This window comes from Kordiimonas sp. (assembly GCF_048260245.1).
Lineage (GTDB): Bacteria > Pseudomonadota > Alphaproteobacteria > Sphingomonadales > Kordiimonadaceae > Kordiimonas.
The window spans coordinates 1-21,459 of sequence record NZ_JBLXGZ010000045.1 but is presented as its reverse complement, the minus strand read 5'-3'; the positions used below and the strand labels follow the sequence as shown (position 1 = coordinate 21,459).

Below are 21,459 nucleotides of genomic sequence, written 5' to 3'. Positions count from 1 at the left end.
GGCTGCCCGCTTCATCATGAATGAAGGTGCCGCGGTATCCCCGGGTGACGATGATATTGTCGCGTTCCAGCAGGCGGTAGGCTTTGGCAATGGTTTTGTTGTTGACGCCAAGGTCGCTCGCGAGTTGGCGGATGGAGGGTAGCGGGTCACCAGCCTTCAGTCTCTGGCCGCGCACGCCGGTTTTGATTTGTTCCACCACTTGAGCGAACAGGGGTTCCTCGCTGTCGATGTTGATCACTATTTCCATGTTTTTTCGCTGCTATTTCTATGTACCATCTGTAATAGTGGTACAAGGGGTACAATCAAAAATCAAGTAAAAAATTTGGCAGCTTTTCCTGATGCGCCTATAAACCTTGGAAAGGTTTTGGAGGGTGATTCGCTTTGATTATCGCAATTGATGGCCCGGCGGCGGCGGGAAAAGGCACATTGGCCCGGCGGCTCGCGGAAGAGTTCGGCTTTGCCTATCTCGACACTGGCGGGCTTTACCGTGCTGTGGGGCTGAGCGTACTGCGTGCCGGTGGCAACCCGGCCGATGCAGGCGCGGCAGAGGTGGCCTCCAGCGAACTTGATCTTGCTCTTCTGTCGGACCCTGAGCTGAGGGCCGAGGATACCGGTAACGCTGCGTCCAAGGTGGCGGCATTACCTGTCGTTCGCTCTAACTTGCTGGCATTTCAGCGTAATTTCGCTGCGAGCCCGCCTGGTGGCGCTGCAGGCACGGTGCTGGACGGCAGGGATATAGGCACCGTGGTGTGTCCGGACGCCGATGTGAAGTTCTTTGTAACCGCCAGCGCGGAGGTGCGAGCCAAGCGCCGTTTCCGCGAACTGGAAGAACGTGGCATCGAGCCGGATTTTCGTGTTATACTCGCCGATGTGCGGGAGCGGGACGCGCGCGATACGCACCGCAAGGACGCGCCGCTCAGGCCCGCTGAAGATGCCCTCTTGCTTGATACGAGCAATTTGGATATAGACGCCGTGTTTTTAAGGGCGGCGGCATTTGTAAGAGAACGCCTCTCGCCCCAATAACCGAAGACGCTTTACGAGAGCGGCTCCCGGACCGGTAGCACCCCCTGAAAGGGTGCTTGGCCCGAGGGGCTATAATTTGTTGGTGTTTGAGGCTTCCGGACCACAGGAAAGCATGGGGTGGTCCCGTGCTTGAGAAACCCGGAAGAAGACCGTCGGAGCCAACCGGCTGGCAAGAAAAGTAATAGACCTGAAAGGAAGACATACATGTCTGAAGCGGCAACCATGCCGAGCCTCGAAGATTTTGAGGCACTGCTGAATGAAACACTCCCCTCTGAGGATGACGGCTTTGAAGGCCGCGTTGTCAAAGGGACCGTCGTCTCGATCGAGAACGACTTTGCGATCGTGGACATTGGCCTTAAAGCCGAGGGCCGCGTTCCACTTAAAGAATTTGCTCCCGCAGGCAAAGCAGCTGAAATCAAAGTTGGTGATACAGTAGAAGTATTTGTTGACCGCGTTGAGAACGCGCTCGGCGAAGCGATCCTGTCCCGTGATAAAGCTCGCCGCGAAGAAGCTTGGGAACTGCTGGAAAAAGCGTTTGAAGGCGATGCCCGTGTTGACGGTGTTATCTTTGGCCGCGTTAAGGGTGGTTTCACTGTTGACCTCTCCGGCGCTGTGGCATTCCTGCCGGGCAGCCAGGTTGACATCCGTCCGATTCGTGACGTGACACCGCTGATGAACATCGAACAGCCGTTCCAGATCCTGAAGATGGACCGCCGTCGCGGTAACATCGTCGTATCTCGCCGTGCTGTTCTTGAAGAAGACCGTGCTGAGCAGCGTGCTGAACTGATGGGTCAGATCAAAGAGGGCGACGCTGTTGAGGGCGTTGTGAAGAACATCACCGATTATGGTGCGTTCGTGGACCTCGGCGGTATCGATGGCCTGTTGCACGTGACAGACATCTCCTGGCGCCGTGTGAACCACCCGTCTGAAGTTCTGGCGATTGGTGAGACCGTGAAGGTTCAGGTTGTTCGCATCAACCCTGAAACACAGCGTATCAGCCTTGGCATGAAGCAGCTTGCTGCTGACCCATGGGATGGTATCGAAGCCAAATACCCTGTCAGCGCCAAGTTCACCGGTACGGTGACGAACATCACCGACTATGGTGCGTTTGTTGAGCTCGAGAGCGGTGTTGAAGGCCTTGTGCACGTATCCGAGATGAGCTGGGTCAAGAAAAACGTACACCCTGGCAAGATCGTTTCCACGAGCCAGGAAGTCGAAGTTATGGTGCTCGAGGTTGATCCTGCGAAGCGCCGCATCTCTCTTGGTCTCAAGCAGTGTGGCGAGAACCCATGGGAAGCCTTTGCTGGTAAATACCCGCAAGGCACCGAAATCGAAGGCGAAGTCAAGAACATCACCGAATTTGGTCTGTTCATCGGCCTTGATGGCGATGTGGACGGTATGGTTCACCTCTCCGACCTCGATTGGGAACGTTCCGGCGAAGACGCGATCCAGGAATACAAAAAAGGCGACATGGTCAAAGCTGTTGTCCTCGACGTAGACACCCGCAAAGAGCGTATCAGCCTTGGCATCAAACAGCTTGCCGGCGATCCGTTCTCCAATGTTTCTTCCAAGAAACGTGGCGAGCAGGTTACCTGTGTTGTTAAAGCCGTAAACGATAACGGTATCGAAGTTGAAGTTGGCGATACGGGCGTTACTGCCTTTATTCGTCGCTCCGACCTCGCGCGTGACCGCGGCGACCAGCGTCCAGAGCGTTTCGCTGAAGGCGACAAGGTTGACGCTATGGTAACCGGTATGGACAAAGGCAGCCGCAAGCTGAACCTTTCGATCAAAGCGCTTGAAGTTGCTGAAGAAAAAGCAGCTGTTGAGCAATATGGTTCGGCCGATTCGGGTGCAAGCCTTGGTGACATTCTCGGTGCAGCGCTTGAGAAAGCCAAAGAAGACAAATAATCCACACATCTGTGTGAATTGTGATCTGAAAGGCCGTCCATTGGGGCGGCCTTTCTTATTTCTGCCATGGTGATGCATCTAAATTGCGGTGTCGCCGTTACCATGATACAAAAACTCATGATAAAAGCCCTTTTCTTAGAAAGGCTTATCTTGACGTGAGCGAGATCAGGTGGCACGCTTTACCCAATGGACATGGGTAGCTTCGTTTTGAGTGCCGCTGAAAAGATTGCCCCGAGGGGAGGACCTAGATGATAAAGTCCGAGTTAATTGCAAAAATTTCCGAAGCCAATCCCCACCTGTATTACCGGGATGTTGAGCGTATTGTTTCAAAAATTTTTGATGAAATTACCGACGCTCTGGCTCGCGGAGACCGTGTTGAACTGCGCGGTTTTGGGGCCTTTTCGGTAAAAGAGCGTCCCGCTCGTATCGGCCGTAATCCGCGTACCGGCGAGAAGGTTGAGGTTGCCGAAAAACGTGTGCCCTATTTCAAGACGGGCAAAGATCTGCGTGAACGCCTCAACGATTGAAAATCGTAGCTGCTGCGTGGGGTATCCGCGCCGCAGAGTCTCGCATAGCAATGGTGAAAGAGTGTCATGGCACAGTCTCTCGGCAGTTTGATTCGCCGTATCTTCTGGGTTGCGCTTGCCGTCCTGCTCATTCTTTTTGCAATTTCAAACCGCCAGCCCGTTGTACTCAGCCTTGAGCCATTCGGCGCTCTCATGGCGCCTGTGCCGGTTTATCTCGTGCTCTTTCTGGGCATTTTTGTCGGTCTTCTCATCGCGGGTGGTGTGACCGGCTGGATCAGGCTCAAGGGTTTTGCACGGCGCCGCAAAGCAGAACGACGTGCTGGCCATCTTGAAGATCAGGTCTCTGTGCTTTCGGAAGATGTGCACAAGGCCCATGCAAAGTCCTCCCATGAAACTGTACGCATCGCGACCGAAACCTTGCCAAGAGAGGGTAAAGAGGGCTAATCCGGGTGCGATAGCACCACATTTGAGAGGATTTTCCGTGGCCCAAGACCTCAAACCCAGTGACTGCATTGCCAGTGACCGCATATACTGCGCGCTTGATACCGTTGATGTCGGCAAAGCGGTAAGGCTTGCCCGCACGCTCAGGGGCAAGGTCGGAGGTATCAAGCTCGGGTTGGAGTTTTTTTGTGCCAATGGGGCTGACGGTTTCAGCCGGGTTGCAGATGCAGGGCTGCCGATTTTTCTCGATCTCAAGTTTCATGACATCCCCAACACTGTTGCGGGTGCCATTCGTGCCGTGGCGCCGCTCGCGCCGAAGCTTTTCACCATCCACACCCAGGGCGGGCCCGAGATGATGCGCCGCGCGGCAGACGCCGCCGCGGAGGAGGCCGCGAAACATGGCCACACCAAACCATGGGTGATTGGTGTAAGCGTTCTCACCAGCCTGGATGGCAGTGACCTGCATGCCATCGGCGTGAGTGATTCTGTTGATACACAGGTGGGGCGCCTCGCTGCGCTGGCACAGGAAAATGGCCTTGACGGCCTTGTCTGCAGCCCACGGGAAATCACACTGGCGCGCAATGCCACGGACGATGCTTTCAAGCTTATTGTGCCCGGCATCCGCCCCATGGGCAGTGCCGTGGGAGACCAGAAGCGGGTGATGACCCCGGCGGATGCAGTGCAGGCCGGCGCGGATATTCTGGTGATTGGGCGGCCGATTACAGGGGCGGAAGATCCCGCAGCCGCTGCACAGACCATTGCGGACAGCATCAACGGCTAGACCCAAAGGCGATGCCCCGCCCTCCGGTTACAATTCATCCCCAGCTTGGGGCGAGGTTAAGGGTGCCGGTTATCGCTCAATTTATGGCCTCCTTAGCGTAATTTCTTGCGGATCACCAGCTTGAGGCCTGACCAGACCTCATCTACGGCACAGACCTTGACATCCACAAGGCCAAGCGGCAAGGCGACTTCTCGGATGACATCTTCGGTCATATCCGTGGGTACCTTTGATGACTTCTTGGGCCACGAGACCCAGATCATGCCACTACGGTGTATCGTGGTCATCAAAGTCGAAATCTCTTCGGTAAAAAGGGTGCGGTCTTTGTAAAAGGCGTGAATAAAGTCGCAGTCGCTTGCTGTTTCAACAGTGCCGGCTGGCATCTTTCCAAGCAGTTCGCCATAGTAGTCGGGCGTATGCACAAGCTTTAGCCTGAAGCCGTTCTTGATACCCAGTTTTTTAATCAGCGGTGCGCCTGAATATCCCGCCATCAAGGCTCCCTTACTGTAATCGGTCGACTTTCAGCCCCGTGCGACGCAGCAGCGCGATGAGAGATTCGTCGCTTGTAAGGTGTCCGGCACCGACGGCGACAAAAAAACTGCCGGGTTTTTCCATCACTTGAAGAAGTTTATCGGCCCAGTCGCGGTTGCGATCGGTCAACATTTGTTCCTCAAGTCCTGGTGCAATGGACAGCGCGTCGTTGAGGATATGATCAAGCGCAGCCATGTCGCCGGTTACCCATGCCCCCTGCATGGCGGCGAAATGCTGACCAAGTTTGGCGTTCTGTCGCAGGGTATCAACCAGCATGGCCTTCTCCTGCTCGGGCTTCAGGCTTTCGAACAGCGCAACCTGTTGAGCTGCGGTTTCAAGCCCGAAGATGGCTTTGTTCATGCCTTCAGCTTGCGCTATGAAATATTTATCGGCACCGCTTGCAGGGTCATAACCGGCTTTAACAAGCCCGATAACGGAAAGGGACAGCCCCGCGAACCATGGCTTGCTATGCTGAAATGTGTTGGCCGGTACACTGAGTGCGCGACCGAGTCGCTCTATATCGTTGTAGATGCCGTTGCCGACAAGCATGCGCAAGGTTTGGCCCTCGGGCAAGCGACCGGCGGCGGTGAACAGAGCTCCCGCACGGTCAATTTCATCGCCGCTTAACTCGACGATCAAGGCGTCTGATTCCCTGAAAGCGACCCTTATTTCCGGTGTGAGCCATTGGGTGTCCTTGTTCAGCACATGAAGTGTGCCGAATATATGAATTTCCGTGTCTGCGTCAGCAAGGCGCCACAGCGCGGGGGCAGCCGCAGCGCTTTGGGCGGCAAGCACAAGGCTGAGCGCCAAAAGTATGGTTTGTATGGCGCGCCAGTGACGCCGCAGGTGAATAAATTTCCGTTTCATGGGCGTACTTTCCCACGCCTCTCGAATGTGTGCAAGAAAACGGTGCCGTGCTAACACTGAATCTGCTTGCAAACCGGGGCTTCCGGCGCTATACACCCCACTTCATCGAACCGACCGGCTTGTTTAAGGGCTGCCGTGCCGGTTCAGAAATGTCGAACTTGCAGTTATAGAAGTGAGGACAAAAATGCCCAAAATGAAGACGAAATCGAGCGTGAAAAAGCGCTTCAGCTTGACCGCCTCCGGTAAAGTGCGTGCAAACCAGGCTAACAAACAGCATGGTATGATCAAGCGCACCAACAAGCAAATCCGTAACCAGCGTGGCACCACCATCCTTGCAGATTGTGACGCCAACATCGTCAAGAAGTTCATGCCCAACAGCCTCTAGGGCTATCTGGGTCCTTCAAGGTTAAGGAGAAAATACCATGGCACGTGTCACACGCGGACTTACCTCGCACGCTCGTCACAAAAAGGTTCTCGAGCAAGCCAAAGGCTATCGGGGCCGTCGTAAGAATACAATCAAGGTTGCTCGCCAGGCTGTTGAAAAAGCCGGTCAGTACGCATACCGCGACCGTAAAGCACGCAAGCGCACCTTCCGCGCTCTGTGGATCCAGCGTATCAACGCGGGTTCGCGCGCTCTCGGTCTGCAATATGGCCAGTTCATGCACGGCCTCAAGCTCGCCGGTGTCGAGCTTGACCGTAAAGTGCTGAGCGACCTTGCGATCACCGAACCAGCTGCTTTTGAAGCGCTTGTGGAACAGGCTAAGGCCGCCCTCGCTAAGTAAGCTGGTTTTGCGACTGTTGTCGCAGTACCAAGATATTAAGGGGCCTGGCCGTTGGCGGGGCCTCTTTTTATTTGCGCCTTTGGCATTCCCGGTGCAGATTTCAGCGACTTTAAGAACATTTGATCAGATCATCCCGAAGCGGAAGAGACATGCAGGAACAAATCTCAGCCCTCAAAGAGGAAATCACTGCGCGCATTGATGCGGCAGGCGACGTCGCCGCCCTTGAAGACGTGCGTGTCGGCGCGCTTGGCAAAAAAGGCAGCGTGTCGGAGCTCATGAAAGGCCTTGGTCGTATGAGCCCCGAAGAGCGCAAGGAAATGGGCCCTGCGCTCAATGGCCTCAAGGCACAGGTGGCGGATGCCATCGCCGCCCGCAAGGAAACGCTTGAGGAAGTGGCGCTTGATGCCCGCCTCAAGTCCGAGAAGCTGGATATCACTCTACCGGTTCTTGATCATGCCGCAGGCAGCGTGCATGCGATCAGCCAGGTGATGGATGAGATTGCAGAGATTTTTGCCTCCCTCGGGTTTGATGTGGCTGAAGGCCCCGATCTCGAGAGCGACTTTCATAACTTCACCGCGCTCAATATTCCGCCCGAACACCCTGCGAGGCAGGACCATGACACCTTTTACCTGAAGCCGGACGCGAACGGTGAGCGCAAGGTTTTGCGTACGCACACCAGCCCGGTGCAAATTCGCACCATGCTGAATGAAGAGCCGCCGATCCGTATCATCGCGCCTGGCCGCACCTACCGGTCTGATTCGGATGCGACTCACACACCGATGTTCCATCAGGTGGAGGGGCTGGTGATTGACCGTGACACGCATCTGGGTCACCTCAAGGGCACGCTTGAAGCCTTCCTCAAGGCCTTCTTCGAAGTGGATGCTGTCACCTTGCGCCTGCGCCCCAGTTATTTTCCCTTCACCGAACCATCCATGGAAGTGGATGTGCAATGCAGCTTTGAGGGCGGCACAGTCAAAATTGGGGACGGCAATGACTGGCTTGAGATTCTGGGCTCCGGCATGGTGCACCAGAATGTGCTCAAGGCCTGCAATCTTGACCCCAATGTCTATCAGGGGTTTGCCTTTGGTTGCGGCATTGACCGGTTGGCCATGCTGAAGTACGGCATGAGCGACCTGCGGGCCTTCTTCGATGCTGACCTCAGGTGGCTGAGGCACTATGGTTTCCGCGCACTTGACTTGCCGACGATCGCAGGAGGGCTCAGCCGATGAAATTCACCCTTAGCTGGCTCAAGGACCATCTCACCACGGATGCAAGCCTTGAGGATATTCTTGCCAAATTGAATGGCATCGGCCTTGAGGTCGAGGGTGTCGAAAATCCGGCCGATGCGCTGGCGCCCTTCAAGGTGGCGCAGGTTATCTCGGCTGAAAAACACCCGGACGCTGACAAGCTGAAGGTGTGCAAGGTATCTGACGGTACAAACGAGATGCAGATTGTGTGCGGCGCGCCAAACGCGCGCACCGGCATTAAGGTTGTGCTCGGCCAGCCCGGTGACTATGTGCCGGGGCTTGATTTTACGCTCGGCAAAGCCAAGATCCGCGGCGTCGATTCGTCTGGCATGATGTGTTCCTACCGCGAGCTTGAGCTGGGCGATGACCACGACGGCATCATTGAACTGCCAGAAGACGCGCCAGTGGGTATGACCTATGTGGAATACGCCAAGCTTGATGAGCCGATGATCGAAATTGCGATCACGCCAAACCGTCAGGATTGCCTCGGTGTATACGGCATTGCGCGTGACCTGGCGGCCAGTGGTCTTGGCACCCTGAAGGCACCAACGGACGCGAAGGTAACCGGCACTTACAAAAGTGACGTAACCGTTGCGCTCAACCTGCCCAAGGGTGAAGAGAGTGCATGTCCGTTGTTTGTTGGCCGCAAGTTCACCGGTGTGAAAAATGGCCCCAGCCCCAAATGGATGCAGGACCGGCTGAAGGCGGTCGGTCTCAGGCCCATTTCGGCGCTTGTAGATATTACCAACTATGTCTCCTACGACCTCGGTCGCCCGCTGCATGTCTATGACGCAAACAAGCTAAGCGGTAACCTGCAGGCCCGTATCGCCGCGGAAGGCGAAAGCTTCCTCGCCCTCGACGGCAAGACCTATAGCTGCAAGGGCGGTGAAACCGTGATCGCCGATGACAGCAATGTCCTCGGTTTTGGCGGCATTATCGGCGGCGAAGACAGCGGCTGTACGCCCGATACCACTGACGTGGTGCTGGAATGTGCGCTGTTTGACCGGGTGAAAACCGCGATGACAGGCCGTGAGCACGGTATTAATACGGACGCACGCTACCGTTTTGAGCGCGGTGTTGACAGCCAGTTTGTGCATCAGGGCGTTGAGATCGCCAGCCAGCTGATCCTTGATCTGTGCGGCGGTGAGCCAAGTGAAGTCTTCGAGGCCGGCAGCGTGCCGGCGTGGAATCACACGGTGCCTTTCCGCTCGGAACGGGTGAAAACCCTGGGTGGTGTGGACCTGCGCGGTGAAACCAGCGTCGCCATTCTTGAGCGGCTTGGCTTTACTGTTTCGGGGAGTGACCCTTATACCGTTCATGTCCCGTCGTGGCGTGTGGACGTGGAAGGCGAAGCCGATATTGTTGAGGAAGTGCTGCGTATCCACGGATATGACAATATCCCGAGTGTGCAACTGCCCGTGACCAATCATAAGGCGGGTGCCACCTTGAGTGGGCGGCAGAAAAAGGCCCGGGCGACCAAGCGCCGCCTGGCCAGCATCGGCATGCATGAAGCGGTCACCTGGTCTTTCATGAAACGGGAGAATGCCGCGCTGTTTGGTGGTGGTGATGAACGCCTTGTGGTCGACAACCCGATCTCCTCTGAGCTTGATTGCATGCGGCCATCGATTTTACCGAACCTGATTGAGGCGGCGGGCCGCAATGCGGACCGTGGTGCCGCGTCAGTGGCGTTGTTTGAAGTGGGTGGCATCTACCGCGATGACAGCGACAAGGGTCAACTGCTGGTCGCAACCGGTATCCGCAGCGGTGAGGCCGCCGCGCGGCACTGGGAAAGTGCAAGCCGCAAGGTATCGGTGTTTGATGCCAAACGGGATGCACTGGCCGCCCTTGAAGCAGCGCTTGCGCCAACTGCCAACCTGCAGGCCTTTGATGAAGCGCCGGATTATTATCATCCAGGCCGGTCGGGCACCTTGCGCCTTGGCCCTAAAAACATCCTCGCAAGTTTTGGCGAGCTGCATCCGCGTGTCCTGAAGGCACTGGATGTGGATGGTCCGGTTGTCGGCTTTGAGGTGTATCTTGACGCTATTCCGGCACCGCGCAAGTCAGGCGCGGCCAAGGGGGCGCTCCATGTGTCGAACCTGCAATCGGTCGAGCGCGATTTTGCCTTTCTTGTGTCGAAAGACGCTAAGTCCGGTGATCTCATTCGGGCAGTGAAGGGCGCCGACAAGGTGTTTATCGCTGATGTGCGCATCTTCGACCTCTATGAAGGCAAAGGCGTACCGGATGATATGCACTCAGTAGCACTGACTGTGACGCTTGAGCCTAAGGCCGAGACATTCGCCGACAAGGACATTGAAGCTATCGCAGCCAAGATTGTTGCAGCCGCAGAGAAAGCGGTTGGAGCAACTCTGAGGGGCTGAGACGACTAAAAATCGATAAAATTTGAATCGATCGGGGCTTGCAAAATATTCCCGTTCGGTTTTCATATTCATGTTAAAGAGGAACTGGGTTTACGGGGTGTGGCCCTTTTCTATAAGTGTGGGTGTGAGATTTGGCAGCAAAACAGCAGAAAGGCAAGGCGGCTTCGGTCCCGCTAAAATTGCGCCTGAAGGCCTGGTGGGAAGGCTATGATACGGAAGATATCAAAAAGCGCATAGGGGAACGTCATCCGGGTGAAGCCGCGCCGAAAGAGCAGTTTAAAGAAATTGCGCCTGCAAAGGTTGCGACTGCGGAGAACCTTGACCCATGGGACAATGCTACCGTTGATATTGCCCAATATATCTGGGGAAAGGGCTTTTGTGGCCCCGGTGGCCCGGAATATATCGTCTCGCTTTCCAAACTTCTGGCGCTTAGCCCCGAGATGTCCATGCTGCAGATTGGCGCGGGTCTTGGGGGGCCTGCGCGCGTGCTCGTGGACCGATTCGGCGTCTGGATGACCGGGTTTGAGGAAAGCCAGACGTTGGTGGATAAGGGCCGCAAGCTTGCAAAGATGTCCGGGTTGGAAAAAAAAGCCCAGCTTGAGCAATATGACCCTGAAAATTTCAACGGCTTTGACCGCAAATATGATCGCGCGCTTTCCAAGGAAGCACTGTACACGATCGAAGACAAAGACGACATGATCGCCAAGATAGAGGACAAACTGAAACCTGGCGGCCTCTTCTTACTAACGGAATATGTCATTTCGTCCGATGCGGTGCTTGGTAAGGACCGTTTCAAGGAGTGGGTTGTCGGTGAACGCCACCATCCCTATCCGGTGCTATCTGACGACCTTGTGGAAATGATGAAGAAAAATCGCCTGCAGGTTCGTGTGTCGGAAGACATCAGCATGCAATATGTCGATATGATCAACAAGGCATGGGCAGGCGCCGATGAGGTCGCCGCCAAACTGGCCAAGCGTGAAGACGGCACCATGATGATCCAGACACTGATGCGTGAGGCCGAGTTCTGGACACGGCGCAAAAAGATGCTGGAGAGCGGTGATCTGAAGCTCTGGCGTATTGTCGCCAATAAAAAATCCGGCGGCCCTTCGATGATGTCAGACTGGTAAGTCTTTCGCTGCTAATATCTGAGCATCCAGAATAATGACATCGTTGCCATGGCGAGGCTTGCAACGCAGGCAAACTGCCGTCATGATCCTCCCGATTGACTGGAGGGAGTTAAAAAATGAGTGAAGGTCTGAAGATCCCGGTGTCCGCGCAAGCGCTTGAGGGCACCCATTGCACCAATGAGAAATATCTGGAGATGCATGCGAGGTCTGTCGACGCGCCTGAGGCGTTCTGGGCAGATGAGGCCAAGCGTATCGACTGGATGAAACCCTTCACCAAGGTCAAAAATACCAGTTTTGAAGGCGATGTATCGATACGCTGGTTCGAAGATGGCACCTTGAACGCTTCGGTCAACTGTATCGATCGCCATTTGCCGGACCGAAAAGACGATGTGGCTATAATATGGGAAGGTGATGAACCAACGGATCATAAGCACATTACTTTCGGGGAATTGCATGAGGAGGTCTGCCGTTTTGCCAATGTGCTGAAGGCACGCGGGGCAAAAAAAGGTGACCGCGTCACCCTTTATATGCCGATGATCCCGGAAGCTGTTTACGCCATGCTGGCCTGTGCGCGTATCGGCGCTGTTCACTCTGTCGTGTTTGGTGGCTTTTCACCGGACGCATTGGCGGGCCGTATTCAGGACTGTGCTTCTACTTTTGTGATCACAGCCGATGAAGGGTTGCGTGGTGCCAAACGTGTGCCGCTGAAAGCCAACGTGGATGAAGCGCTTTCCCGGTGCCCTGACGTTTCAAGTGTGCTTGTGGTGCAGCGCACCGGTTCCGAGGTGGCGTGGGTCGAAGGCCGTGACGTCTGGTATCATGAAGCGAAAACGACGGTATCCACTGAGTGCGCGCCCGAGGAAATGAACGCCGAAGATCCGCTTTTTATCCTCTATACTTCCGGCTCGACCGGAACACCAAAGGGCGTGTTGCACACCACCGGCGGTTATATGGTCTGGGTATCGATGACCCATGAGTATGTGTTCGACTACAAGCCGGGCGAGATTTACTGGTGTACGGCTGATGTCGGCTGGGTCACCGGCCACAGCTATATTGTTTATGGGCCGCTCGCGAACGGCGCCACCACTCTGGTTTTTGAAGGCGTGCCTACCTACCCGGACGCCGGGCGGTTCTGGCAGGTTTGCGAGAAGCACAAGGTCAATATCTTCTATACCGCTCCCACTGCTATTCGCGCGCTGGAACGGCTTGGCGAGGAGCCGGTTAAAAAACACGACCGCAGTTCCCTGCGCCTGCTGGGCTCGGTGGGCGAGCCGATCAACCCCGAGGCATGGCTTTGGTACTACCGTGTCGTTGGCGAGGAACGTTGCCCCATTGTGGATACCTGGTGGCAGACCGAAACCGGTGGTGTGATGATTTCACCTTTGCCGGGCGCGACGGACCTCAAGCCTGGCTCGGCTACCCGCCCCTTCTTTGGCGTCAAGCCTGCGCTGGTGGATCAGGACGGCAAATTCCTTGAGGGTGCCACCTCGGGTAATCTGGTCCTGACCGACAGTTGGCCCGGCCAGGCCCGCAGCGTATACGGTGACCACCCCCGTTTTATTCAGACCTATTTTTCCACCTACAAGGGGCTATATTTCACCGGTGATGGGTGCCGGCGGGACGCGGACGGGTATTACTGGATTACAGGCCGGGTGGACGATGTGATCAATGTTTCTGGCCACAGGATTGGCACGGCTGAGATTGAGGCCGCCCTTGACGAACACGAGAGTGTGGTAGAGGCGGCCGTAGTGGGGTTCCCGCATGATATCAAGGGGCAGGGCATTTATGCCTTTGTGACAACCTCCCTTGGTGTTGAACCTTCGGAAGAGTTGAGAAAAGACCTTGTGGCTTTTGTGCGCAAGGAAATCGGCCCGGTAGCGACGCCGGACTATATCCAGTTTGCCCCTGGGTTGCCTAAAACCCGGTCCGGCAAGATCATGCGGCGGATTCTCAGGAAGATTGCGGAAAACGAGTTTGGTAACCTCGGCGACACGTCGACCCTTGCCGAGCCGGGTGTGGTGGACGATCTGATTGAAAACCGATTGAACCGGTAGGTGGGCAAATATTTTCGCCCCTAAATATTCTCGGCCATGGGGTTTATGCCTGGCTCACGTCTCTGTCTTATCTCTGTGCCGGTTGCGGTTGTGGGCATAGGCCAGCGCGGCAAGCAAAATGAGAATACACCCGGCAAAGGCTCGAATGGTGAAGATGCTTGTGTTCATGCCAGCGAAGGCTTCTTTTTCCCGCATTTCTGTCGCAATGCCGAAACCCAGAGTATCATCCCACAGCCAAGCACCAACAACGGTTTGTCCAAGATAGTTCCGGTATCCCTCCAGGTTTTGTCCGCTCTTGCCAGCAAGAGCGCTTGCTGCCATGAGGGTTGGGGGGGTTGCCGCCATATCGACATTTCGGGAGCCATCAAAGGCATTAAAGCCCGGGTCATGCACGGGAATATTCAGTGTGCTGGCCTCTCCCCTTTGCAGCAAGCCCACAAGCTTAAGTGTTTCGGTAAAGCGGCTCTCGCTGATCATCAGGCCCTGCCTGTTAAAGGCATAGGTTTCACCGGTTAGTCCGATGCGGTTACGGGCAAAGAGGGCAGAAAACTCCCCCAGCGGGTTCATGCGCAAAGCGAAAACCGCAATGATATTGCCTCCGTCGTTTCTGATAGGGGCGAGTGCAAACATGGTGGGCGCAACCTTGGATACAATGCCATTGGCGCCGACGACGGGCACGTCCGTACGAATGGGCTCGCTGACCAAGACCTCGCCGGCGAGCACACGGGCGAATGTGTCTGGCATCTGCGTTTGTACCAGATTGATCTGGCCAATATTACTATCCCGGATGGACGCAACATTAGTGCCGTCAGGGGCAATTACAAAAAAACCGAGGTAGCCATAGTTGGCAAGGATCTGGCTCATGTGGGTGCGCAAATCTGCCAGCGCATCGGAAGCGAAGATGGCGCGTCTGTCCTTTATCTCAAGCAACGCTGCAGTCTGGGCAATAATGACGGGTTGCTGGGGCATGCGACCCATCTGGGTGATATGGCGCTGTTTCCAGGCGGCAGCCGAGTCCCGGGCGGTGTTCAGGATATGCTCAAGGGTCTCTGCAACCTGAGAGCGCAAGGTACGAGAAAGGCTGCGTTCCTGCACATATAAGAACGCGAAAACCAGCATTATGGCTGTGAGAAAAGGGAGAATACTCTGCAATGTTCTTCTGTTCATAAGGGGCTTGTCCACCCATTTCCACCCGTTAAAATATAGCGCAAATACACCCTAAGTATAGGGCATGAAGTACCCGGTTGAAATATGTGATTTTGTTCGAAACTGTCCGGAAAGAGGTTGGTCGCAAAAATGTTATCCTGCGTGATCTATCAACATTGCGTGAGCAGGCTATCTTACGCGAACGATATCGGCGCTGGAGGGTAAGCGTAGCCACACAGTGCCATCGGTGCTGTAGCGCGCACTGGCGGATAACAGGGACATATAGTTCAGGGAGAACATAAAATGAGTTTTTTACGAAATTGGGGTTTTGCGGCCGCGGCCGTGGCTGGGTTGAGCCTTGGCGGTGTCACGGCGGACCACCACGAAGACGCTATCTGGAAGGCGGTACATGACAACAGCGCCCGCGAAGCCGGAGAAAGTACGCGAGACACAGCGCGTCACCCGGAAGAGTTTCTGCGTTTTCTGGGCATCAAGCCGGATATGGCGGTCGCGGAAGTCAATCCGGGCGGCGGCTGGTATAGCCGAATTCTTGGCCCCCTCCTGAAAGCGGACGGCAAATATGTCGGGCTGGAGCATAATCCGGAGGTATATGCCGAATACGCAAACTATGCTGCCAACCTGCGGGCCTATCCTGAGAAGTTCGAGGCCGAGCGGGATACCTTTGGTCCGAACGCTGTTGCGACGTGGATACCAGCCACAGAAGGCCTGCCTGTTGAGGCAGACAGCCTTGACGCCATTATTATCGTGCGGGCTCTGCACAACTGGTGGCGTCGGGACTTTTTCGACAAAGGCATGGATCAGGCGCATGCCATGCTGAAGCCCGGCGGTGTTATGGGGATCGTACAGCACCGCATGAACGAAGACTTTGACGGTGACCGTAATGCGGCGGCGGGCAAGGGACGCTGGAAACAGAGCGATCTTGTCGCGGCCATTGAAGCGCATGGGTTCAAGCTTGTTGAGGCGTCCGAGATGAACGCCAACCCAAAAGATGAGCAGAACTATGAAAAAGGTGTCTGGACATTGCCGCCACGCCTTGCCAACGGGGACACGGACAAGGCGAAATATGAAGCCATTGGCGAATCGGACCGCATGACGCTCAAGTTCATGAAGGTTGAATAGATCCGCGTTATGGCGCGAAATCTCGGGCGGCTGCATCCATTGCGGTCGCCCAATTTTTTTCCGAAGTATGGCCTGAGGCTTTCCTGGGGCTCAGGTCATGGTTGCCGTCCGGTGCCCAATGAACAGTGAAGCCTGTTGGCAGCGACAAGGTATCCACCAGTGCTTTACCGCCAAAAGGATCGCGTTCTCCTTGAACGATAAGGGTGGGCACGGTGATGTCGCCCAGATGATCAGTGCGCAACTTTTCCGGCTTTCCCGTTGGGTGGAAGGGGTACCCAAGCAGCAGCAAACCCTCGCACGCGTTGTTATCTTCGGCTGCCACCATGCTGGCGATACGGCCGCCCATGGATTTTCCGCCGATCACCAGTTTTCCGCCATCTGTCAGCATGCGGGCATCGTCGATAGCCTGCCGGTAGGCGTCCATCAGCTTGGGGGCGCGGTCCGGCGGGCGCTTCCTGCCGTCCCCGCGCCGCAGCACCATATACGGAAACTCAAAACGCAGCGCCCGGAAGCCGCGCGCGGCTAACCCGGTTGCCCAGGCGACCATAAAGTCGCTGTCCATGCCCGCGCCCGCGCCATGTGCCAGCAAGATGGTGGCCTTTTCTCCCATTCCGTTTTGCTTAAAATCTGTCATCATGGTGTTGGTCTCCGTCGGGGCCGTAGGGGTGCGTGTAGCTTGAAATCGGCCAAGGCCAGAAAATGAATAAGGCAGGAAGCAATGGCAAACCTTTATTTGTTGCGACACGCAAAATCGGATTGGGCGAACATAGGCCTGTCTGATCATGACCGTCCGCTGAACGACCGCGGCGTCAAGGATGCGGCACGTATGGGACGCGCCTTTGCGAGGCTGGGCGTCGCGCCCGACTTGGTTATTTGTTCGACGGCGATGCGTGCGAGGGAGACGCTTGAGCGTGTGATGGCCGCAGGCGGTTTTGACTGGCCGGTGCAATATGAGCCGGCGCTTTATATGGCAGGTATGCAAAACATTGTTGATATCGTTCGCCGCGACGCGGGCGGCTGCAAGCGCGCGCTTCTCGTGGGGCACAACCCGGGCTTTCACAATACGGCAATTGAGCTTATCAGGACGGGCGATCCTGACCTCATACATGCACTTGACTATAAATATCCGACCGGCACATTCACCGATATCGAGTTTGACGAGCCACGGTTGGCGAACATTGAGCTGTCGACCGGCACACTCAAACAGTTTTTGAAGCCCAAGGACCAAACCAACGCTTAGTTGCGGCTTTCCGAGGCAGGTTATATAGTAACGCGTGCCCATTCACAGGACGTCATCAACTTGTGATGATAAGGATTCGGGGGAATCTGTAGTATAGTGGGTTGGCACGGGGGTGCCCAAGATTGATGGGGAGCAGTGAAGTGGAGGTCGCAATGCGTCTTTTTAACCGTTCCATGGTTGCTCTGGCCTGTGTGCTCGGAGCGGCCTTTTCCGTGAGTGCCGACCGCATGTCATCAGATGCCATGCCGAAACTGGAGATTATCCTGCGGGCATCGGAAAATCTCAGGCGTGGCAATGAGCTGGTGATCCGTGGCGATGCGCTCGCTGCTCGCGAGGTCTATGCGCGAGCGCTGAGGGGTACCTTAACCATGCTACAGCGCGCCCGCGCCCACAATGGTCTGTGTGTGACCTATATCATGGAAGAGGAGTGGACGGATGCACTCAAGCAGTGCAATACCGCCATCAGTATCGCCCCGAACAATTGGCGGTTCTACAACAACCGTGGCAACATTTTTCTCGAAACCGGTGAAATTGCCCGTGCGCAGAAAGAATATGCCCGTGGCCTTAAGCTGGCACCAAGCTCGGTAGTGATCCGCCGCAATATTGAACTTGCCGAAGGGCGTGCCCAAGACATCAAATCTGACCGGCCACAGACAACGCGACCGATCTGACCAGCCTATTCTGTCAGGGACGTGGTTGGATGTGTGCGGTCTTGAGGCTTCCCAGCGCATGCGATGGGTGATATTAGGGGCGTGAGGATAGATAGTGGAGGCAAAGCGCTTGCCAGTGGTTTCGCGCCTTTTTGCAACTTTAGCCCTGATTTTGCTCGTCGCCTGCGACCCTGTTGCACGCGCGCCTGCAACGCCGACTGCAATTGTCGGCACCCGTGCGGTCATCCAGCGTCACGGTCAGGAGCTATATGCCGAGGTAACAGCGGTTACCGGCAAGATCGTTTCTACGGAATATTACTGGCAGGACGAACGTGTCGTTGTGCATAACTATTACCGCGGCCTCTATAACGTCAGCGGTATTGAGTTCGGCTATCAGTATGAAGCCGACTTCGACTATAGCCTGCTGGAGCAATTGTTCCCGCTTGCGGTAGGCAAAGAGGTCAGTTTCCGTGGCAATACCAAAAACATCACCCGCGGGTCCGCGATCGATTTCTGGGTTAATATCCATGTGATCGGGGAAAAAACCATTCCGCTCTCTACCGGTGGCCGCAAGGTTTTTGTTGTCGACATCATCACGGAATATAAGAAGGGCAACCAGTCCAAGCGCAAGACCAATACGGTTTATTATGATCCGGAGCTTTCGATGGTGTTGAAGTCTGTCATCCATGAGGACGGATACCAGAGCTATTGGCGGGCGGTCACCGTTGAATTGCCAGGCAATGCCCGCACGCCGTCACCGGTGCAACAGCGCCGGGCCGGTACGGTGATGATCTGATCCCGTGATTGAGGGTGGGGCATTCGCTCGGTTACTTTCTCAGATGCTGTAGATCGCGCCGTCCCTGATCTCGACGGCGACCGTGCGCAAGTGATCCCCTTTGCAGGGGCCGCGCACACATTTGCCGTCACCAATGTTGAAGAGTGCTCCGTGGGTGCGACAAATGAGACGCCCGCCGGTGATGTCGACAAATTTATCGTCAAACATATTCAGCGGTGTACCTGCGTGCGGGCAGCGGTTTTCATAAACGACCGCGCCGTGCCCATAGCGTTGCACCAGAAGCCGCAACACCATGTTGCCGTCCCGGAACACCAGTTCCTTGCCGCCATGGGCCGGCAGCGCATCAAGCCGTGCCAGCAAGGTGCCGCTTGCTGGTCCGGCGGGCATGTCCTCAAGCTCAAGCGGGGGTGGTGGCATTTAACTCACAACCCCGCCTTTGCGCAGATAAGTTGCCAGCTATCGGCATCAATGGGCATGACAGACAGGCGGCTTTGGCGCACGAGCGCAAGGCTACGCAGCCGTTCATCAGCCTTGATGTCCGCGAGGCTTACAGGCTTCGGCAGCGGTGCCTTGGCACGTAGATCAACAAGACAGAATTTCCCTTTCGGGTCATCCGGATCATCATAGGGGCCGGTGGCAACGGTGCAGATGCCGACAATCTCACGGTCCTTGCCGGAATGGTAGAAAAACACTTCGTCGCCCATCGCCATTTTGCGCATGTTGGCTTGCGCCTGGTAGTTTTTCACCCCGGTCCAGGGTTCCTTGTCCACGTCCAGTTGGTCTTGCCATGACCAGTCATGCGGCTCCGATTTCACCAGCCAGTAAGCCATATCAAGCCTTCCGCGTGTTTAGTCTTTTGGCACCCAGTCGCCGGTTACCTTGAGCCAGTGTTTGATCTCGACACTTTCAAAAAGTCCAGCGGTGGCATAGGGGTCGTTGTCGCAAAAAAGCTGTACAGCGCCTTCGCTGGCGGCATCGATGATGATCATGCTGCCGGTGGGTTTGGGGTCATCCCCACCCGAGAGCAGGGGCCCCGCCACCTTGATGCGGCTACCAGCCCCCTTGATGTATGCAAGGTGCGCGGCGCGGTTTGCCATGCGTAGCTCAAGGCTATCTGCCTTGTCTTTTGCCAGTATCATGAACAGCATGGCTGTCTCCCGTTGTTTGAAAGTTGTTTTACCTGTGCTCTGATGTGAAGGGCCGTGCCATCAGTTCGTCCATCACAGCCTTGACCTCACGCCCCTGCTTGAGAATGTTGTAAACAGCGGCTGTGATCGGCATATCAAGGCCCTTTTCTCCCGCGATCTTGTGCACAATTTCAACCGTATGTGCACCCTCGGCGACAGAATTGCGCTCCGCCATGATCTCCTCGAACGTGCGTCCTTCGCCAATGGCCTTGCCCAGCGACATATTGCGCGACTGTGTGCTTGAGCAGGTCAGGATCAGGTCGCCAAGCCCCGACAGCCCCATCAGGGTTTCGGTTTGGGCGCCATAAAGTTTGCCAAAGCGGATGATCTCGGCAAGGCCGCGTGTGATCACTGCCGCACGGGCGTTTTCGCCAACACCAAGGCCTGCGGAAATGCCCGTTGCAATCGCCAGCACGTTTTTCACAGCGCCGCCAATCTGCGCCCCGACAATGTCGGCGTTGTAATAGGGCCGGAATGTTGCCTGCCCGAGGGCGGCCACAAGAGCTTTGCCGGTTTTTTCGTCTTTAGATGCAAGGGTCAGCGCGCAGGGCAGGCCGCGCGCTACTTCAATCGCGAAGGTTGGGCCGGATAACACAGCCACCGGGTTGTTTGGCGCTTCTTCCTCGACAGCCTCACTAAGAAGCTTGCCGGTTGCCACCTCAATGCCCTTTGAGCAAATGACCAGCGGCACACCGTCCGGCAGATGCTCCTTGAGCGCGCGCACCATGGCCCGCATGTGCTGTGCGGGTGAGACAACAAGAATGGCGTCGCGGTCCGCGAGGTCTTCAAGCGCGCCGGTGGCTTTAAGTTCGGGATCAAGGGTAACGTCTGGCAGGAACAGGCTGTTGACATGCGCCGTGTTCACGCTTGTGACCACTTCGTCTTCCCGCGCCCACAACAGTGTGTCGCGCCCAGCCCCCCTTGCTGCAACAGCAAGGGCTGTGCCCCATGCGCCTGCGCCCAAAACACCAATCTTCTGCAAGGCTGTCTCCCTTTTGTTTTTATAGCGCCTAGATTGCCCTTTCCCGCGTTGCTCGGCAAGGGCACTTATGCTTTGGCGCCTTTTTTCCCTTTGCCGACCATGGGTTTGGCATCCCCGTCAAGCGGCCAGCGTGGCCGGACGGATACATCCATGTCATTGAGGGCTGGATTGGCGATAAACCGCTCCAGCCCGGCCCAGGCGATCATGGCGCCGTTGTCGGTACAGAGCGCCAGTGGCGGTGCATGAAACCGCAGGCCTTCGTCTGCGGCCAGCGCTTCAAGCTCGCCCCGCAGATATTGGTTTGCCGCCACACCACCCGCAACCACAAATGGATGGTCTCCCTCTCCGGCATGGGTGTGGAAAACGCGGGTCGCGGTTTTAAGCCGGTCGTCAAAGCAGGCGCCGATCGATGCCTGAAAGGCAGCGCAGATATCGGCACGGTCCTGTTTGGTCAGCACGCCCTCACGCGCGACACAGTCCTCTGCCAGCCGCCTTACCGCAGTCTTGAGACCGGAGAAGGAGAAATTGCAGCCCGGTTTGCCGAGCATGGGTTTTGGCAGCTTGAAGCGTTTCGGGTTGCCGCTGCGTGCCGCGACCTCGACGGCAGGGCCACCAGGGGAACCAAGGCCCAGAAGCTTGGCGGTTTTGTGAAACG

At 56.1% G+C, this 21,459-nt stretch carries 24 protein-coding genes and 1 pseudogene; 15 read left to right on the top strand and 10 right to left on the bottom strand.

Annotated elements, in window-relative coordinates; all coding sequences use genetic code 11:
* Nucleotides 1–247: GntR family transcriptional regulator (locus tag ACN0VM_RS16545; RefSeq protein WP_417452005.1), on the bottom strand; the 247-nt coding region annotated here is incomplete at its 3' end.
* Nucleotides 248–381: 134 nt separating this feature from the next.
* Between ACN0VM_RS16545 and cmk the strand changes: the two genes are divergently transcribed.
* From cmk to pyrF, 5 genes are all read left to right on the top strand, one after another.
* Nucleotides 382–1,023 carry a (d)CMP kinase gene (gene cmk, locus ACN0VM_RS16540; protein ID WP_417452004.1) on the top strand — a complete coding sequence of 214 codons (642 nt, stop codon included), beginning with the start codon at nt 382–384 and terminating at the stop codon, nt 1,021–1,023.
* A gap of 204 nt (nt 1,024–1,227) precedes the next feature.
* Nucleotides 1,228–2,931: a 30S ribosomal protein S1 gene (rpsA, locus tag ACN0VM_RS16535; protein ID WP_262692595.1), complete on the top strand. Its 1,704-nt coding sequence runs from the start codon at nt 1,228–1,230 to the stop codon at nt 2,929–2,931.
* A 248-nt stretch (nt 2,932–3,179) separates the two neighbouring features.
* Nucleotides 3,180–3,458: an integration host factor subunit beta gene (locus tag ACN0VM_RS16530; RefSeq protein WP_417452003.1), complete on the top strand. Its 279-nt coding sequence runs from the start codon at nt 3,180–3,182 to the stop codon at nt 3,456–3,458.
* A gap of 66 nt (nt 3,459–3,524) precedes the next feature.
* Nucleotides 3,525–3,902: a hypothetical protein gene (locus ACN0VM_RS16525; RefSeq protein ID WP_417452002.1), complete on the top strand. Its 378-nt coding sequence runs from the start codon at nt 3,525–3,527 to the stop codon at nt 3,900–3,902.
* 37 nt (nt 3,903–3,939) lie between these two features.
* Nucleotides 3,940–4,680, top strand: a complete 741-nt coding sequence (pyrF, locus tag ACN0VM_RS16520) for an orotidine-5'-phosphate decarboxylase (protein ID WP_417452001.1) — start codon at nt 3,940–3,942, stop codon at nt 4,678–4,680.
* A 92-nt stretch (nt 4,681–4,772) separates the two neighbouring features.
* On the opposite strand, the gene ACN0VM_RS16515 is transcribed toward pyrF, so the two are convergent.
* Nucleotides 4,773–5,168, bottom strand: a complete 396-nt coding sequence (locus ACN0VM_RS16515; protein ID WP_417452000.1) for a DUF3052 domain-containing protein — start codon at nt 5,166–5,168, stop codon at nt 4,773–4,775.
* Nucleotides 5,169–5,178: 10 nt separating this feature from the next.
* Complete coding sequence (locus ACN0VM_RS16510; RefSeq protein ID WP_417451999.1) at nt 5,179–6,075, bottom strand: TraB/GumN family protein; 897 nt, start codon at nt 6,073–6,075, stop codon at nt 5,179–5,181.
* Between the two features lie 184 nt (nt 6,076–6,259).
* Between ACN0VM_RS16510 and rpmI the strand changes: the two genes are divergently transcribed.
* The 6 genes from rpmI to acs all read left to right on the top strand — a co-directional run bounded on the left by rpmI (nt 6,260) and on the right by acs (nt 13,663).
* Nucleotides 6,260–6,460: a 50S ribosomal protein L35 gene (rpmI, locus tag ACN0VM_RS16505; protein WP_262692602.1), complete on the top strand. Its 201-nt coding sequence runs from the start codon at nt 6,260–6,262 to the stop codon at nt 6,458–6,460.
* Nucleotides 6,461–6,497: 37 nt separating this feature from the next.
* Nucleotides 6,498–6,857, top strand: a complete 360-nt coding sequence (rplT, locus tag ACN0VM_RS16500; RefSeq protein WP_262692603.1) for a 50S ribosomal protein L20 — start codon at nt 6,498–6,500, stop codon at nt 6,855–6,857.
* 149 nt (nt 6,858–7,006) lie between these two features.
* Nucleotides 7,007–8,086, top strand: a complete 1,080-nt coding sequence (gene pheS, locus ACN0VM_RS16495; RefSeq protein ID WP_417451998.1) for a phenylalanine--tRNA ligase subunit alpha — start codon at nt 7,007–7,009, stop codon at nt 8,084–8,086.
* The gene (pheT, locus tag ACN0VM_RS16490; RefSeq protein WP_417451997.1) at nt 8,083–10,482 is read left to right on the top strand and encodes a phenylalanine--tRNA ligase subunit beta; all 2,400 of its coding nucleotides are present in this window, start codon (nt 8,083–8,085) and stop codon (nt 10,480–10,482) included. Before pheS ends, pheT begins: the two co-directional genes overlap by 4 nt.
* A gap of 131 nt (nt 10,483–10,613) precedes the next feature.
* The gene (locus ACN0VM_RS16485; RefSeq protein ID WP_417451996.1) at nt 10,614–11,609 is read left to right on the top strand and encodes an SAM-dependent methyltransferase; all 996 of its coding nucleotides are present in this window, start codon (nt 10,614–10,616) and stop codon (nt 11,607–11,609) included.
* 116 nt (nt 11,610–11,725) lie between these two features.
* Complete coding sequence (gene acs / locus ACN0VM_RS16480; RefSeq protein WP_417451995.1) at nt 11,726–13,663, top strand: acetate--CoA ligase; 1,938 nt, start codon at nt 11,726–11,728, stop codon at nt 13,661–13,663.
* Between the two features lie 54 nt (nt 13,664–13,717).
* Here the strand turns inward: acs and ACN0VM_RS16475 are convergent, their stop codons facing one another.
* Nucleotides 13,718–14,830 (bottom strand): cache domain-containing protein, encoded by a 1,113-nt coding sequence (locus ACN0VM_RS16475; protein WP_417451994.1) that lies wholly within the window; start codon nt 14,828–14,830, stop codon nt 13,718–13,720.
* A gap of 282 nt (nt 14,831–15,112) precedes the next feature.
* On the opposite strand from ACN0VM_RS16475, the gene ACN0VM_RS16470 reads away from it, so the two are divergent.
* The gene (locus ACN0VM_RS16470) at nt 15,113–15,949 is read left to right on the top strand and encodes a class I SAM-dependent methyltransferase (protein ID WP_417451993.1); all 837 of its coding nucleotides are present in this window, start codon (nt 15,113–15,115) and stop codon (nt 15,947–15,949) included.
* A gap of 7 nt (nt 15,950–15,956) precedes the next feature.
* Here the strand turns inward: ACN0VM_RS16470 and ACN0VM_RS16465 are convergent, their stop codons facing one another.
* Nucleotides 15,957–16,586, bottom strand: a complete 630-nt coding sequence (locus tag ACN0VM_RS16465) for an alpha/beta fold hydrolase (protein WP_417451992.1) — start codon at nt 16,584–16,586, stop codon at nt 15,957–15,959.
* Nucleotides 16,587–16,667: 81 nt separating this feature from the next.
* Here ACN0VM_RS16465 and ACN0VM_RS16460 point away from each other — a divergent pair, with 81 nt between their 5' ends.
* From ACN0VM_RS16460 to ACN0VM_RS16450, 3 genes are all read left to right on the top strand, one after another.
* Nucleotides 16,668–17,189 carry a SixA phosphatase family protein gene (locus ACN0VM_RS16460; RefSeq protein WP_417451991.1) on the top strand — a complete coding sequence of 174 codons (522 nt, stop codon included), beginning with the start codon at nt 16,668–16,670 and terminating at the stop codon, nt 17,187–17,189.
* Nucleotides 17,190–17,341: 152 nt separating this feature from the next.
* Nucleotides 17,342–17,860, top strand: coding sequence for a tetratricopeptide repeat protein (locus tag ACN0VM_RS16455; protein ID WP_417451990.1), 519 nt, complete (start codon nt 17,342–17,344; stop codon nt 17,858–17,860).
* A gap of 94 nt (nt 17,861–17,954) precedes the next feature.
* Nucleotides 17,955–18,635, top strand: coding sequence for a hypothetical protein (locus tag ACN0VM_RS16450; RefSeq protein ID WP_417451989.1), 681 nt, complete (start codon nt 17,955–17,957; stop codon nt 18,633–18,635).
* Between the two features lie 39 nt (nt 18,636–18,674).
* Here the strand turns inward: ACN0VM_RS16450 and ACN0VM_RS16445 are convergent, their stop codons facing one another.
* The 5 genes and pseudogenes from ACN0VM_RS16445 to ACN0VM_RS16425 all read right to left on the bottom strand — a co-directional run.
* Complete coding sequence (locus tag ACN0VM_RS16445) at nt 18,675–19,052, bottom strand: Rieske (2Fe-2S) protein (RefSeq protein ID WP_417451988.1); 378 nt, start codon at nt 19,050–19,052, stop codon at nt 18,675–18,677.
* 5 nt (nt 19,053–19,057) lie between these two features.
* Nucleotides 19,058–19,465 carry an EVE domain-containing protein gene (locus ACN0VM_RS16440; protein ID WP_417451987.1) on the bottom strand — a complete coding sequence of 136 codons (408 nt, stop codon included), beginning with the start codon at nt 19,463–19,465 and terminating at the stop codon, nt 19,058–19,060.
* Between the two features lie 18 nt (nt 19,466–19,483).
* A complete protein-coding gene (locus ACN0VM_RS16435; RefSeq protein WP_417451986.1) occupies nt 19,484–19,783 on the bottom strand; it encodes a YciI family protein in 300 nt (99 codons plus the stop codon).
* Between the two features lie 28 nt (nt 19,784–19,811).
* Entirely contained in the window at nt 19,812–20,804 is a 993-nt protein-coding gene (locus tag ACN0VM_RS16430; RefSeq protein WP_417451985.1) for an NAD(P)H-dependent glycerol-3-phosphate dehydrogenase, read from the bottom strand.
* A 65-nt stretch (nt 20,805–20,869) separates the two neighbouring features.
* Nucleotides 20,870–21,459: pseudogene (locus ACN0VM_RS16425) on the bottom strand (tRNA (adenosine(37)-N6)-threonylcarbamoyltransferase complex transferase subunit TsaD); the annotation flags it as partial.